The organism is Nonomuraea pusilla, assembly GCF_900109355.1.
GTDB classification, from domain to species: domain Bacteria; phylum Actinomycetota; class Actinomycetes; order Streptosporangiales; family Streptosporangiaceae; genus Nonomuraea; species Nonomuraea pusilla.
On sequence record NZ_FOBF01000008.1, the window covers coordinates 285,333 to 298,942 of the forward strand.

The 13,610-nt window shown below is 71.7% G+C and carries 14 protein-coding genes; 2 read left to right on the plus strand and 12 right to left on the minus strand.

Annotated elements, in window-relative coordinates:
- Positions 1-81: 81 nt before the first annotated feature.
- The 12 genes from hisG to BMX74_RS19435 all read right to left on the minus strand — a co-directional run bounded on the left by hisG (position 82) and on the right by BMX74_RS19435 (position 11,698).
- Positions 82-927: an ATP phosphoribosyltransferase gene (gene hisG / locus BMX74_RS19380; protein ID WP_055500959.1), complete on the minus strand. Its 846-nt coding sequence runs from the start codon at positions 925-927 to the stop codon at positions 82-84.
- Between the two features lie 63 nt (positions 928-990).
- A complete protein-coding gene (locus BMX74_RS19385) occupies positions 991-1,254 on the minus strand; it encodes a phosphoribosyl-ATP diphosphatase (protein WP_055500958.1) in 264 nt (87 codons plus the stop codon).
- 491 nt (positions 1,255-1,745) lie between these two features.
- Positions 1,746-3,692, minus strand: a complete 1,947-nt coding sequence (locus BMX74_RS19390) for a DEAD/DEAH box helicase (protein WP_256257025.1) — start codon at positions 3,690-3,692, stop codon at positions 1,746-1,748.
- A 303-nt stretch (positions 3,693-3,995) separates the two neighbouring features.
- Positions 3,996-4,361 (minus strand): metal-sulfur cluster assembly factor, encoded by a 366-nt coding sequence (locus BMX74_RS19395; RefSeq protein WP_055500956.1) that lies wholly within the window; start codon positions 4,359-4,361, stop codon positions 3,996-3,998.
- The gene (gene sufU / locus BMX74_RS19400; RefSeq protein ID WP_055500955.1) at positions 4,358-4,795 is read right to left on the minus strand and encodes a Fe-S cluster assembly sulfur transfer protein SufU; all 438 of its coding nucleotides are present in this window, start codon (positions 4,793-4,795) and stop codon (positions 4,358-4,360) included. Before sufU ends, BMX74_RS19395 begins: the two co-directional genes overlap by 4 nt.
- Before the next feature lie 2 nt (positions 4,796-4,797).
- The gene (locus tag BMX74_RS19405; protein ID WP_091101933.1) at positions 4,798-6,066 is read right to left on the minus strand and encodes a cysteine desulfurase; all 1,269 of its coding nucleotides are present in this window, start codon (positions 6,064-6,066) and stop codon (positions 4,798-4,800) included.
- The gene (sufC, locus tag BMX74_RS19410; protein WP_055500953.1) at positions 6,063-6,809 is read right to left on the minus strand and encodes a Fe-S cluster assembly ATPase SufC; all 747 of its coding nucleotides are present in this window, start codon (positions 6,807-6,809) and stop codon (positions 6,063-6,065) included. Before sufC ends, BMX74_RS19405 begins: the two co-directional genes overlap by 4 nt.
- Positions 6,810-6,813: 4 nt before the next feature.
- Positions 6,814-7,131, minus strand: coding sequence for a non-heme iron oxygenase ferredoxin subunit (locus tag BMX74_RS19415; protein WP_055500952.1), 318 nt, complete (start codon positions 7,129-7,131; stop codon positions 6,814-6,816).
- A complete protein-coding gene (gene sufD / locus BMX74_RS19420; protein ID WP_055500951.1) occupies positions 7,128-8,252 on the minus strand; it encodes a Fe-S cluster assembly protein SufD in 1,125 nt (374 codons plus the stop codon). Before sufD ends, BMX74_RS19415 begins: the two co-directional genes overlap by 4 nt.
- Positions 8,252-9,664: a Fe-S cluster assembly protein SufB gene (gene sufB, locus BMX74_RS19425; RefSeq protein ID WP_055500950.1), complete on the minus strand. Its 1,413-nt coding sequence runs from the start codon at positions 9,662-9,664 to the stop codon at positions 8,252-8,254. Before sufB ends, sufD begins: the two co-directional genes overlap by 1 nt.
- Positions 9,661-10,350 (minus strand): helix-turn-helix transcriptional regulator, encoded by a 690-nt coding sequence (locus tag BMX74_RS19430; RefSeq protein ID WP_201784531.1) that lies wholly within the window; start codon positions 10,348-10,350, stop codon positions 9,661-9,663. Before BMX74_RS19430 ends, sufB begins: the two co-directional genes overlap by 4 nt.
- A gap of 100 nt (positions 10,351-10,450) precedes the next feature.
- Positions 10,451-11,698, minus strand: a complete 1,248-nt coding sequence (locus BMX74_RS19435; RefSeq protein ID WP_091101935.1) for a multidrug effflux MFS transporter — start codon at positions 11,696-11,698, stop codon at positions 10,451-10,453.
- 191 nt (positions 11,699-11,889) lie between these two features.
- Between BMX74_RS19435 and BMX74_RS19440 the strand changes: the two genes are divergently transcribed.
- Positions 11,890-12,798 (plus strand): ABC transporter ATP-binding protein, encoded by a 909-nt coding sequence (locus BMX74_RS19440; protein ID WP_055500947.1) that lies wholly within the window; start codon positions 11,890-11,892, stop codon positions 12,796-12,798.
- Entirely contained in the window at positions 12,795-13,574 is a 780-nt protein-coding gene (locus BMX74_RS19445) for an ABC transporter permease (RefSeq protein WP_091101937.1), read from the plus strand. Before BMX74_RS19440 ends, BMX74_RS19445 begins: the two co-directional genes overlap by 4 nt.
- Positions 13,575-13,610 lie beyond the last annotated feature (36 nt).

Below are 13,610 nucleotides of genomic sequence, written 5' to 3' on the forward strand. Positions count from 1 at the left end.
GGCCGCGGACGCGCAGCGGGACAAGGCCGCGGGCGGGCACGGAACCGGGCCGCCGGACCGCGGGCGGGACCGGAGGGGGCGTCAGATGCGGCAGGCGTAGATGTCGGTGACGAGGATGGCGCGGGCGCCGATGTCCCAGAGCTGGTCCATCACCTGCTGGTGGCCCTTGCGGCGGACCATGGCCCGCACCGCCACCCAGCCCTCCCGGTGCAGCGGAGACACCGTGGGGCCCTCCATGCCGGGCGTGAGGGCGATGGCCTCCTCGATGCGCTCGGCGCGGATGTCGTAGTCCATCATCACGTAGTCGCGGGCGTGCACCACGCCCTGGAAGCGGCGTACGAGCTGCTGCACCCCCGGGGTGTCGGCGGCGCCCTGCCGCTTGATCAGCACGCCCTCCGACTTCATGATCGGCTCGCCGAACACCTCCAGGCCGACGTTGCGCAGCGTCGTGCCCGTCTCGACCACGTCGGCCACGGCGTCGGCCACGCCCAGCCTGATGGCCGTCTCGACCGCGCCGTCGAGCTTGATGACGCGGGCGTCGACGCCCTGGTCGGAGAGGTACTTGTCGAGCAGGCCCGCGTAGGAGGTGGCCACGCGCATGCCGTCGAGGTCCTTGACGGACGTCATCGTGCCCGCCCTGGCCGCCAGGCGGAACGTGGAGCCGCCGAACCCCAGCGGCATGATCTCCTCGACCGGCGCCCCCGAGTCGATCAGCATGTCGCGGCCGGTGATGCCGGCGTCGAGGGTGCCCTCGCCGACATAGACGGCGATGTCGCGCGGGCGCAGGAAGAACAGCTCGCAGCCGTTGTCCTGGTCGACGACGACGAGTTCCTTGCTGTCTCTGCGGGGCCGGTAGCCGGCCTCCTTCAGCATGTTCTGGGCGCCCTCGCTGAGGGCCCCCTTGTTCGGTACGGCCAGACGCAGCATGGTCAGGTGCTTCCTTCGGTGTCTCGCTTTCGGCAGGGGCGGCGGGGCGGGCGCGTACGCGCCCTAGAGATGCTTGTACACCTCGTCGAGCCCGATGCCCTTGGCGATCATGAGCACCTGCACGTGGTAGAGGAGCTGGGAGATCTCTTCGGCTGCTCTGTCGTTCGACTCGTGCTCGGCCGCCATCCAGCTCTCGGCGGCCTCCTCGACGACCTTCTTGCCGATGGCATGGACGCCGGCGTCGAGCTCGGCGACGGTGCCCGAGCCCGCCGGCCGGGTGCGCGCCTTCTCTGACAGCTCGGCGAACAGCTCTTCGAAGGTCTTCATGGTCTCTCTCGTCGGTCGGCTGGCGTGCGAGACAAGCCTAGTCCGCCCGTACGGGTGACCCGGCCCCGCGTCCGCCTGCCGAGACGACGCACGTCCTGCGGCCGGATGTCCATGCCCATCCGCCGCCCCGGCGCAGATCTGGGCCAGGACACGCGGAAGGCCCCGCCGGACACGGCGGAGCCTCCAGATCACGCAGAACGGCGCGGGCCGAGCGAACGACCGCACAGCCGCACCACGTACGCCTGCACGCCCGACACCCTCACCCTGTGAACCTCAGGCCTTCCCCTGTGAGCGTCCGCCCACGAAAGCCGCGAGCGATCGGGGTGGAGGCCGGGCAGGCAGTGGCGCGGCCGCCCGCTGGACGACCGGCGAACCGGGCGGTCAGCGGTGCAACCGGCGGCTGCACGACCGCCGGACCGGCCGGTCAGCGGTGCGGCCGCCGCTGTCAGCGGTGCGGCCGCCGCTGTCAGCGGTCGTCGCGGTCGCCGCCGTCAGCGGTCGAAGCGGCGGCCGCCGGAGTTGCGGCGGTAGCCGCCGTTGCCCCGGTCGTCGGAGCGGTAGCCGCCCCTGGTGGAGCCGCGCTCGTCGCCGCGCGCGGCGGCCGGACGGTAGCCGTCGCGGGGACGGTCGTCGGAGCGGAAGCCGCGGTCACGGTCGCCGGCGAACGGCCTGCGCTCGCCGGAGTGCCGCGCGCCGCGGTCGTCGGAGCGGAAGCCGCCGCCGCGCTGCCCGTCGCGGAACCCGCCACGCTGGCCGTCGCGGAACCCCTCACGATGGCCCTCACGGTGGCCCTCGCGGAAGCCGTCACGGTGGCCGCCGCGCGGCCCGCGGTCGTCGGACGCGCGGAAGCCGCGGTCCTCCCGGGAGGGCCGGTCGTCGGAGCGGAAGGGGCGGTCATCGGAGCGGAAGGGGCGGTCGTCGCCGCGGTGCGGGCGGTCGTCGGAGCGGAAGCCGCCGCGCGGACGGTAGCCGCGCTCACGGTCCTCCCCGACGGTGCGCGGCTGCTCCTGGGAGCCCTCCGCGTACCTGCGGCCGCCGAACGGACGCTCGCCGTCGTCGTGACGGCGCGGCGTGTAGGAGCGCTCGCCGTCGAAGTCGCGGCGCCTGCGGCCGCCGCGGCGCTCCTGGCCGCCGTGTCCCTCGCGGCGGGCCCGCAGCGGCTTGCGCACGTCGGGCTCCCACACGGGGATCGCCTCGCCGCTCGGGGTGCGGGCGCCGGTCACCTCGGCGACCCGCGGGTGGCCCGGGGTGGCCTTGAGGCGGAACGGGTGGATGCCCGCGCGCCGGGTGAGCGCGTCGGTGGAGCGCCGCTCGTTGGGCAGCACCAGCGTGACGACGGTGCCCTTCTCGCCGGCGCGGGCGGTGCGGCCGCCGCGGTGGAGGTAGCTCTTGTGGTCCTGCGGCGGGTCGAGGTGCAGCACCAGGCTGATGTTGTCGACGTGGATGCCGCGGGCGGCGACGTCGGTGCAGACGAGCACGTTGATGGCGCCCTCGCGGAACTCCGACAGGATGCGGGTGCGCTGGTTCTGCCGCTTGCCGCCGTGCAGGCCGCCCGCCTTCACGCCGACCCTGGCGAGCTGCTTGCACAGGCGGTCGACGCCGTGCTGCGTGCGGACGAAGATGATGGTGCGGCCCTCGCGGTTGGCGATCTCGGCGGCGACGTCGAACTTGTCGTCGCGGGTCACCTGCATCACGTGGTGCTCCATGGTGTCGACCGGGGAGGTCGCGGGCGCCACGGAGTGGGTGACGGGGTCCTTGAGGAAGCGCTGCACCAGCTTGTCGACGTCGCCGTCGAGCGTGGCGGAGAACAGCAGCCGCTGCCCGTCGGCCGGGGTCTGCGCGAGCAGGTCGGTGACGACGGGGAAGAAGCCGAGGTCGCACATGTGGTCGGCCTCGTCCAGCACCGACACCTCGACCTCGGACAGCGTGCACTCGCCCTGCCTGATGAGGTCGCCGAGGCGGCCGGGCGTGGCGATGACGACGTCGACGCCGCGGCGCAGCGCCTCGATCTGCTTGCCCATGGACATGCCGCCCACGACCACCTTCATGCGCAGGCCGAGGCCGCGGCCGAGGGGTTCGAGCGCGTCGTGCACCTGCAGCGCGAGCTCGCGCGTCGGTACGAGGATCATGGCGCGGGGCCGCCCGGGGACGGGCTTGACGCCGGCGAGGCGCGCCATGGTGGGCAGGCCGAAGGCGAGGGTCTTGCCGGAGCCGGTCTGGCCGCGGCCGAGCACGTCGATGCCGGCCAGGACGTCGGGGATGGTGGCCCGCTGGATGGGGAAGGGGCTGTCGATGCCCTGCCTGGCGAGCCCGTTGACGAGCGGCCTGGGCAGGCCCAGGAGCTCGAACTCGGAGGGGCCGGGCTCGGTGGCGGCGGACTCGCCCGCGGGGGCGGTCTCGGCCGACTCGTCGAGTTCGGGCATGACAGCGTCAAGCATGGTCACGAAATTCGTGCCTTTCAGTCGAAGTGGCACGTCACTTCTGCGAAAGGACGAGCCGGGACGTACGGCCTGGCCGTACACGATTCAGGGGCGCCCTGCCATCGGGGCGGGGCGAGTCATGGGATACACACCGGGCACCGGCCGCAGGCGATGCGAGACGCGCGATGAGACGTCGGGGTGTACCTGGTGCCAACGTTGGGGATGGTAGCGGATATTCCCCGCGGGATCCGGGCCTTCCGGAAATCCCCTGGCACGCTGAAGAGGCTGGCGGGGGAACGCCAGCCCTGCAGCAAGATGATCTCAGACGTTGAAGCCTAGCATACGGAGCTGCTCGCGCCCCTCGTCAGTGATCTTGTCCGGGCCCCACGGCGGCAGCCAGACCCAGTTGATCTTGACGTCCGACACCATGCCGTCGAGCGCCGAGTGCGCCTGGTCCTCGATCACGTCGGTGAGCGGGCAGGCGGCGCTGGTCAGCGTCATGTCGATGGTGGCCACCGGCGGCTGCCCCGCCTCGGCCGGGTCGAGGTTCAGGCCGTAGACGAGGCCGAGGTCGACGACGTTGATGCCCAGCTCGGGGTCGACGACGTCCCTGAGCGCCTCCATGACCTCCTCGACGGTGATCTCCCCATCGTAGCCGGCCGTCGGGGTCTCGACTGGCTTGCTCATCGGGCACTCCTCACAACAGCGTCCTTGTAGGCCATCCAGGACAGCAGCGCGCACTTCACGCGCGCCGGGAACTTGGCCACGCCCGCGAACGCCACGGCGTCGCCGAGCACCTCCTCGTCGGCCTCCACCTGCCCCCGGCCCTGCATGAGCCGGGTGAACTCGTCGACCACCGAGAGCGTCTCCTCGACCGTGGAGCCCGTGGTGAGCTCGTACAGCACGGAGGCGGCGGCCTGGCTGATCGAGCAGCCCTGGCCGTCGTAGGAGACATCCTCGATCTTACCGGAGTCTCCCACCTTGACCCGGAGCGTGATCTCGTCGCCGCACGTCGGGTTCACGTGGTGGACCTCGGCGTCGTACGGCTCGCGCAGCCCCCGCCCCTGCGGGTGCTTGTAGTGCTCCAGGATCAGCTCCTGGTACATCGACTCGCCGATCATGGCTATGCGAACACCTTCTGAACGTGATGGAGGCCGCGCACCAGGGCATCGATCTCGCCCGTGGTGTTGTACAGGTAGAACGACGCCCTGGTGGTCGCCGGTATTCCGAACCGCAGGTGCAGCGGTCGCGCGCAGTGGTGCCCGACCCGGACGGCGACGCCGAAGCTGTCGTCGAGTATCTGCCCCACGTCGTGCGGGTGGATGCCCTCCAGCGTGAACGACAGGGTGCCGCCCCGCAGGTCGAGCGAGTCGGGGCCGATGAGCCGCAGCCCCGGCACCTCACGCAGGGCGTCGAGCGCGTACGCGGTGAGCGAGCGCTCGTGCGCCTCGATCGCGTCCATGCCGATCTCGGTGAGGTAGTCGACGGCCGCGCCGAGCCCGATGGCCTCGACGATCGGCGGCGTGCCCGCCTCGAACTTGTGCGGGACGGGCGCGTACGTCGAATGGTCCATCCAGACCGCCTCGATCATCTCGCCGCCGCCCAGGAACGGGGGCATCGCCTCCAGCAGCTCGCGCCGGCCCCACAGCACGCCGATGCCGGAGGGGCCGACCATCTTGTGGCCGGTGAAGGCCACGAAGTCGACGCCGAGCTCGGCGACGTTCACGGGGTGGTGCGGCACCGACTGGGAGGCGTCGAGCATGACGAGCGCGCCGGCCGCCCGCGCCAGCCGCAGCACCTCGGCGACCGGGTTGACGGTGCCGAGGACGTTCGACTGGTGCGCGATCGAGACGATCTTCGTGCGCTCGGTGATGACGTCGCCGGACAGGTCGAGCCTGCCCTCGTCGGTGACGCCGAACCACTTCAGCGTCGCGCCGGTGCGCTGCGCGAGCAGCTGCCACGGCACGATGTTGGAGTGGTGCTCCATCTCGGAGATGACGATCTCGTCGCCGGGGCCGAGCGCGAAGCGCGGGTCGCCCTCGGCGCCGCGCCACAGGTGCGGCCCGAACGCGTGGGCGACGAGGTTGAGCGCCTCGGAGGCGTTCTTGGTGAAGATCACCTCGTCGCGCGAGGGCGCGCCGACGAACGCGGCGACCTTGTCGCGGGCGCCCTCGTACGCCTCGGTCGACTCCGAGCCGAGGACGTGCATGGCCCGCCCGACGTTGCCGTAGTGCAGCGCCAGATGCTCACGCATGGTCTCGATGACCTGCGCGGGCTTCTGGGATGAGTTGCCCGAGTCGAGGTAGACGAGCGGACGCCCGCCGGGCAGCTCGCGGGACAGGAACGGGAAGTCCTTCCTGATCCTGTCCACGTCAAAGCCGGCGGAGGTCATGCAGACACCTTGGTGTACTGCTCGTAGCCCTCTGCCTCCAGCCGCTCGGCCAGCTCGGGGCCGCCCGCCTCGACGATCCTGCCGCCCGCGAACACGTGCACGAAGTCGGGCTTGACGTACCGCAGGATGCGCGTGTAGTGCGTGATCAGCAGCACGCCGGTGTCGGCGGAGGCGCGGAAGCGGTTGATGCCCTCGGACACCACGCGCAGCGCGTCGACGTCGAGGCCGGAGTCGGTCTCGTCGAGCACCGCGATCTTCGGCTTGAGCAGTTCGAGCTGGAGGATCTCGTGGCGCTTCTTCTCGCCGCCGGAGAAGCCCTCGTTCAGGTTGCGCTGGGCGAAGGCGGCGTCGATGGAGAGCGCGTCCATGCCGGCCTTGAGGTCCTTGGCGAACTGGCGCAGCTTCGGCGCCTCGCCGCGCACGGAGGTGACGGCCGAGCGCAGGAAGTTCGACACCGAGACGCCGGGGACCTCGACCGGGTACTGCATGGCGAGGAACAGGCCGGCGCGGGCCCGCTCGTCGACCGACAGCTCCAGCAGGTCGACGCCGTCGAGCAGCACCTGCCCGCCGGTGATCGTGTACTTGGGGTGGCCCGCGATGGCGTACGCGAGCGTGGACTTGCCCGAGCCGTTCGGGCCCATGATGGCGTGGGTCTCGCCGGCCTTCACGGTCAGGTTGACGCCGCGCAGGATTTCCTTGTCCTCGACGGCGACCTTCAGGTCACGGATCTCAAGGGTGGACATGTGTTTATGACTCCTTCGAGAGCGAGACGAGGACGTCATCGCCGTCGATCTTGACTGTGTAGACGTTCACGGGCTTGGTGGCGGGCGGGCCGGTCGGCTTGCCGGACCGGATGTCGAAGCACGAGCCGTGCAGCCAGCACTCCAGGGTGCCGTCGTACACCTCGCCCTCGCTGAGCTTCACCTCGGCGTGGGAGCAGACGTCGTGCAGGGCGAACACCTCGCCGCCCTGGCGCACCAGCGCCACGGGGGTCTCGCCCACCTCGACGCCGAGGACGCCCCCGTCGGGGATGTCGCCCAGCGTGCAGACCTTCTCGAAACTCATCGGGAGAGCTCCGCCTCCACCGCGGCGAGCACGCGCTCGCGGATCTCCTCGACCTCGATCTTCTCCACGAGCTGGCCCAGGAAGCCCCGGACCACCAGGCGGCGCGCCTCCTCGTACGGGATGCCGCGGGCCTGCAGGTAGAAGATGTGCTCGTCGTCGAGGCGGCCGGAGGCGGAGGCGTGCCCCGCGCCCGCGACCTCGCCGGTGAGGATCTCCAGGTTCGGCACCGAGTCGGCGCGGGCGCCGTCGGTGAGGATCAGGTTGCGGTTGAGCTCGTAGGTGTCGGTGCCCTCGGCCTCGGCCCTGATGACGACGTCGCCGATCCAGACCGCGTGCGCGGCCTCGCCCTGGAGCGCGCCGCGGTAGTCGACGTTGCTCCTGCAGTTGGGCTGCGAGTGGTCGACCAGGAGGCGGTGCTCCAGGTGCTGGCCGGCGTCGACGAAGTAGACGCCCGACAGGTCGGCGTCGCCGCCCGGCGCGGTGTAGGCCACGCTGGGCGACAGGCGCACCAGGTCGCCGCCGAGCGTCACGACGAAGCCGCGGAAGGTGGCGTCCTTGGCCAGGCGCGCGTGGTGGTGCGAGACGTGGACGGCGTCGTCGTCCCACTCCTGCAGGCTGACGACCTTGAGCGTGGCGCCCTCGCCGACGACGAACTCGACGTTGTCGGCGTAGACCGCGCTGCCGGAGTGCTCGATCACCAGCGTGGCCTGGGCCATGGGGCCCACCTCGACCACGACGTGGCCGTAGGCGGCGCCCTCGCCGCCGTTGCCCTTGACGTCGATCCAGATCGCCTCGGAGAGCTCGGCCTCCTTGGGCACGCTGACGACGAGCGCCTTGTCGAAGGAGGCGTAGGCCTGCGCGCTCACGCGGTCGGCCGGCACGTACGCCGCGCCGACGCGGGAGTCGTCGCGGCCGACCCACTCGGCCTGCACGCCCTCGGGCGCGCGGACGTGCACGGCGACCTGGCCGCCGGGGGCGGCCTTGCCGTTGTGCAGGCCCTTCAGCCGCGACAGCGGCGTGAAGCGCCACGCCTCCTCGCGGCCGTTCGGCACCTCGAAGTCGGCCAGGTCGTACGACGCCTTCTCGTGCAGGGTCGACAGGGGCTTCTCGTTCAGGCCCATCAGCCGACGGCTCCTTCCATCTGCAGCTCGATCAGCCGGTTCAGCTCGAGCGCGTACTCCATGGGCAGCTCGCGCGCGATCGGCTCGACGAAGCCGCGCACGATCATGGCCATCGCCTCGTCCTCGCCGAGGCCGCGGCTCATGAGGTAGAACAGCTGGTCCTCGCTGACCTTGGAGACCGTGGCCTCGTGGCCCATCGACACGTCGTCCTCGCGGACGTCGACGTACGGGTAGGTGTCGGAGCGGCTGATCTGGTCGACGAGGAGCGCGTCGCACTTGACGGTGCTGGCGCTGCCGTGGGCGCCCTCCTCGATCTGGACGAGACCGCGGTAGGAGGTGCGGCCGCCGCCGCGCGCCACCGACTTGGAGATGACGGTGGAGCTGGTGTTCGGCGCCAGGTGCACCATCTTGGAGCCGGCGTCCTGGTGCTGGCCCTCCCCCGCGAACGCGACGCTCAGCGTCTCGCCCTTGGCGTGCTCGCCCATGAGGTAGACGGCCGGGTACTTCATCGTGACCTTGGAGCCGATGTTGCCGTCGATCCACTCCATGGTCGCGCCCTCGTACGCCACGGCGCGCTTGGTGACCAGGTTGTAGACGTTGTTCGACCAGTTCTGGATGGTCGTGTACCGGCAGCGGGCGTTCTTCTTCACGATGATCTCGACGACCGCCGAGTGCAGCGAGTCGGAGGAGTAGATCGGCGCGGTGCAGCCCTCGACGTAGTGGACGTAGGAGTTCTCGTCCACGATGATCAGGGTGCGCTCGAACTGGCCCATGTTCTCGGTGTTGATCCGGAAGTAGGCCTGCAGCGGGATCTCGACCTCGACGTTCGGGGGCACGTAGATGAACGAGCCGCCCGACCACACGGCGGTGTTGAGCGCGGCGAACTTGTTGTCGCCGACCGGGATGACCGAGCCGAAGTACTCCTTGAAGATGTCCTCGTGCTCGCGCAGGCCGGTGTCGGTGTCGACGAAGATGACGCCCTTCTCCTCGAGGTCCTCACGGATCTTGTGGTAGACGACCTCGGACTCGTACTGGGCGGCGACGCCCGCGATGAGGCGCTGCTTCTCGGCCTCGGGGATGCCGAGCTTGTCGTAGGTGTTCTTGATGTCGGCGGGCAGCTCGTCCCAGGAGGCGGCCTGCTTCTCGGTGGAGCGCACGAAGTACTTGATGTTGTCGAAGTCGATGCCGGTGAGGTCGGAACCCCAGGTGGGCAGCGGCTTCTTGTGGAACAGGCGGAGCCCCTTCAGGCGAAGGTCGAGCATCCACTCCGGCTCGTTCTTGAGCGCGGAGATGTTGCGGACGACCTCCTCGGACAGGCCTCGCTTGGCCGCCGCGCCCGCGGCATCCGGGTCGGCCCAGCCGAACTTGTAATTCCCGAGGCCTTCCAGCTCCGGGCGGTCGGTGACAGTCACCTTCCGGTCTCCTTGCTCTTGTCTCTCTGTGCGGATTCGCCCAGCGTCTGCGGGCTCACGTGCGTCGTGCAGACCCCGTCGCCGTGGGCGATCGTGGCCAGGCGCTGCACCGGTGTGCCGAGCAGCTGCGCGAACGCCTCCGTCTCGGCCTCGCACAGCTGCGGGAACTCCGCGGCCGCGTGGGCCACCGGGCAGTGGTGCTGGCAGAGCTGGTCGCCGCCTGACTTGGCCTTGCTGGCCGAGGCGGCGTACCCCTCCGCCGACAGCGCCTGCGCCAGCACCTGTACGCGCTGGTCGGCCGGCACCGTCCGCATGGCCGGCTCCAGCCGCCGCAGCAGGCTCGACACCTGCGTGCGGGCGAAGTCGGCCACGGCTTCTTCCCCCATGCGTTCGGCCAGGTAGCGCAGGGCGCTCCCGGCGAGGTCGTCATAGGCGTGCTCGAAGGCACTGCGCCCCGCGTCGGTGATGGCGAACAGCTTGGCCGGCCGCCCTCGCCCGCGCTGCCCGCGCGGCCGCACCGTGCGGGGCTCGATCATCCCGTCGGCCAGCAGCGCGTCGAGGTGGCGCCGGACGGCGGCGGGGGTGAGCCCGAGCCGTTCGCCGAGCGCGGCCGCGGCGACGGGACCGTGCTCCAAAATCAGCCTGGCGACGCGCGCGCGGGTGCCGCGCTCGCTGCCGGGCTCCATCGTGGGCACGTTTTTCACAACATCAGTGTGCCGTAATTCCTTCCCGGTTCACAAACGGATCGGAGCAGGCCGGGAATGGAATTTCTCACGCAGGTAAGGCTTACCTAACGGCCGCCTCGGCCACGGGGCGGTTCCGCAGGAAGACGAAGGTGGCGGACGCCCCGGCGAGGAGCACCGTCATCACGACGGCCATGGGCACCGCCGTGCCGGCGCCGGCCAGGCCCACCAGCGGGGCCGACAGCGCCCCGAGCGCGAACTGCAGCACGCCGAGCAGGGCCGAGGCGCTGCCCGCGACCTGCTGGGGCTGCCCGGCGAGCGCCAGGGCCCCCGTGCCGGGCAGCACCAGGCCCTGGCCCAGCATGATGACGAACAGCCCGGCCACGATCGCGGCCAGGCCCAGACCCGACAGCGCCGCCGTGAGCAGCAGCGCCGCGCCCGCCACGGTCACGACCAGGCCGGCGGCGACCAGGCGCGCCGGCTCCACCCGGCCCGACAGCCTGCCGCCGAGCTGCGCCGTCGCGGTCAGCGCGAACGCGTTGAGCCCGAAGATGAGGGAGTACTGCTGGGGCGTGGCGCCGTAGACCTCCTGGAGCACGAACGGCGAGCCGGAGATGTAGCCGAACATGGCGGCGAAGGCGAGCCCGCTGGTGAGCGCGCAGCCCATGAACGCGCGGTCGCGCAGCAGCCTCCAGAACGTGCGGGCGGTGTGGGCCAGGCCGCCGCTCTCGCGCCGTTCGGCGGGCAGCGTCTCGCGCACGCCGAGCAGGACGGCCACCAGCAGCACGAGCCCGGCCAGGCCGAGGGCGACGAAGACGCCGCGCCAGGAGGTGAACGACAGCAGCTGGGCGCCCGCGATCGGGGCGAGGATCGGGGCCAGGCCGCTGACCAGCATGAGGGTGGCGAAGATGCGGGCGATGGCGGCGCCGTCGTACAGGTCGCGGACGACCGCCCGCACGATCACCAGGGCGGCGCCGCCGAGCAGGCCCTGGAGCAGGCGCAGGGCGATGAGCACGGGCACCGACGGGGCGAGGGCGCACAGCAGCGAGGCGACCATGAAGCCGGCCACCCCGACGACGAGCGGGACGCGCCGCCCGCGCACGTCGCTGACCGGGCCGGCGATCACCTGCCCGGCCGAGACGCCGATGAGGCAGGCGGTGAGCGTGAGCTGGACCTGAGCGGGCGCGCTGAGCATCTCGCCGGTGATGGCGGGCAGCGCGGGCAGGTACATGTCGATGGACAGCGGGCCGATCGCCGAGAGCGCGCCGAGGATGACGAGGAGGAGTCCGCGGCGGGTCTTCTGCCGGCTTCCCTCCGCACCGGCCTCCGACACCGCTTCTGCCACGGACATGCGCGTACCCCTCTTCCTCGTAAGACCGGCGGCCCTACGAGGGGCCGAGGGGACCGAACGCACGACCGGTCCTCTGAATTCCCGATTATCCGACATTTCGCGAAAACTCAACCGGCAGCGGGGGCGAGGCACACCCTCCGAAGCCTGGGCTGCGGGCCGGAGCGCGCCGGGCAGTCCCTAGACTCGTGGCCATGGAGTCCCCGGCCGTCGAGATCCTCGACCTGGTCAAGCGCTACGGCGGCGCGACCGCCGTCGACGGGCTGACGTTCCGCGCCGAGCGGGGTGAGGTCACGGCCGTTCTCGGCCCCAACGGCGCGGGCAAGACGTCCACCGTCGAGATCTGCGAGGGGTTCCGCAAGGCCGACGGCGGCGTCGTCCGCGTGCTCGGGCTGCCGCCCGACGCGCCCGAGCTGCGCGCCAGGGTCGGCGTCATGCTCCAGGCCGGCGGCGTCCCGCCCGCGGCGCGCTGCGGCGAGTGGCTGCGCCTGGTCTCCCGCTTCTACGCCCGCCCGCTCGACCCGGAGGCGCTGCTCGGCAGGCTCGGGCTCACCGAGCACGCGCGCACCCCGTACCGCCGCATGTCGGGCGGGCAGCAGCAGCGGCTGTCGCTGGCGGCGGCCGTCGTCGGCCGGCCCGAGCTGGTCTTCCTCGACGAGCCCACGGCCGGTCTCGACCCGCAGGCCAGGCACGCCTGCTGGGACCTCGTCGCCGAGCTGCGCGCGGCCGGCGTCTCCGTGGTGCTGACCACCCACCACATGGAGGAGGCCGAGCGGCTGGCCGACCACGTCGTCATCATCGACAGGGGCAAGGTGGTGGCCGAGGGCACCCCGGCCACGCTCACCGGGGCCGAACGGCAGCTCAGGTTCAGGGCCAGGCCGGGGCTGGGGCTGGAGGAGCTGCTCAACGCGCTGCCGTCGGGGAGCGCGGCCAAGGAGTCGCCGTCCGGCCACTACATCATCGAGGGCCAGGTGGGTCCCGAGCTGCTCGCCACCGTCACGGCCTGGTGCGCCGCCGAGGGCGTCATGGCCGACGACCTGCGCATCGAACGCCGCACGCTGGAGGACGTCTTCTTGGAGCTGACCGGCAGGGAGCTGCGATGACAGCCGCCGCCACCCCGCTCGACCTCACCCCGGCGCCCGGCGCGGCGCCGTTCCCCCGCATGGTGGCGGCTCAGGCCGGCGCCGAGATCCGGGCCACCCTGCGCAACGGCGAGCAGCTCCTGCTCACGCTGATCATCCCGATCCTGCTGCTCGTCGGGTTCTCGCTGGCGCCGCTCGTCGACGTCGGCGGCGGCCGGCGGGTCGACTTCCTGGTGCCGGGCGTGCTGGCGCTCGCGGTGATGTCCACGGCGTTCACCGGCCAGGCCATCGCCACCGGCTTCGAGCGCAGGTACGGCGTGCTCAAGCGGCTCGGCGCGACGCCGCTGTCACGGGCGGGGCTCATGCTGGCCAAGACCGCCGCCGTGGTGGCCGTCGAGGCGCTCCAGGCGGTCGTGGTGGTGTGCGTGGGGCTCGCGCTGGGCTGGCGTCCCCACGGGTCGTTCCTGGCCGTGGCGCTGCTCCTGCTGCTCGGCACGGCCGCCTTCAGCGGGCTCGGCCTGCTCATGGCGGGCACGCTGCGGGCCGAGGCCACGCTCGCCGGCGCCAACCTCGTCTACCTGGTGCTGCTGGGCGCGGGCGGCGTGATCTTCCCGCTGACGAAGTTCCCCGCGGGGGCGCGGCAGGTGCTGGAGGTGCTGCCGATCTCGGCGCTCACCGGCGGGCTGCGCGCGGTGCTGGTGGAGGGCGCGGCGGTGCCCCTGATGCCGCTGGCCGTGCTGGCCGCCTGGGCGGTGCTGTCGCTGGGGCTGGTCTCGCGGACGTTCCGCTGGGAGTGACCGGCCGCCCGAGGTCGGGGGCCGGAGGTTGGAGGT

What these genes read in the sequence shown, in the direction of transcription:
- hisG (WP_055500959.1), bottom strand. Translation starts at nt 927, where the DNA reads ATGCTGCGTCTGGCCGTACCGAACAAGGGGGCCCTCAGCGAGGGCGCC.
- BMX74_RS19385 (WP_055500958.1), bottom strand. Translation starts at nt 1,254, where the DNA reads ATGAAGACCTTCGAAGAGCTGTTCGCCGAGCTGTCAGAGAAGGCGCGC.
- BMX74_RS19390 (WP_256257025.1), bottom strand. Translation starts at nt 3,692, where the DNA reads ATGCTTGACGCTGTCATGCCCGAACTCGACGAGTCGGCCGAGACCGCC.
- BMX74_RS19395 (WP_055500956.1), bottom strand. Translation starts at nt 4,361, where the DNA reads ATGAGCAAGCCAGTCGAGACCCCGACGGCCGGCTACGATGGGGAGATC.
- sufU (WP_055500955.1), bottom strand. Translation starts at nt 4,795, where the DNA reads ATGATCGGCGAGTCGATGTACCAGGAGCTGATCCTGGAGCACTACAAG.
- BMX74_RS19405 (WP_091101933.1), bottom strand. Translation starts at nt 6,066, where the DNA reads ATGACCTCCGCCGGCTTTGACGTGGACAGGATCAGGAAGGACTTCCCG.
- sufC (WP_055500953.1), bottom strand. Translation starts at nt 6,809, where the DNA reads ATGTCCACCCTTGAGATCCGTGACCTGAAGGTCGCCGTCGAGGACAAG.
- BMX74_RS19415 (WP_055500952.1), bottom strand. Translation starts at nt 7,131, where the DNA reads ATGAGTTTCGAGAAGGTCTGCACGCTGGGCGACATCCCCGACGGGGGC.
- sufD (WP_055500951.1), bottom strand. Translation starts at nt 8,252, where the DNA reads ATGGGCCTGAACGAGAAGCCCCTGTCGACCCTGCACGAGAAGGCGTCG.
- BMX74_RS19430 (WP_201784531.1), bottom strand. Translation starts at nt 10,350, where the DNA reads ATGGAGCCCGGCAGCGAGCGCGGCACCCGCGCGCGCGTCGCCAGGCTG.
- BMX74_RS19435 (WP_091101935.1), bottom strand. Translation starts at nt 11,698, where the DNA reads ATGTCCGTGGCAGAAGCGGTGTCGGAGGCCGGTGCGGAGGGAAGCCGG.
- BMX74_RS19440 (WP_055500947.1), top strand. Translation starts at nt 11,890, where the DNA reads ATGGAGTCCCCGGCCGTCGAGATCCTCGACCTGGTCAAGCGCTACGGC.
- BMX74_RS19445 (WP_091101937.1), top strand. Translation starts at nt 12,795, where the DNA reads ATGACAGCCGCCGCCACCCCGCTCGACCTCACCCCGGCGCCCGGCGCG.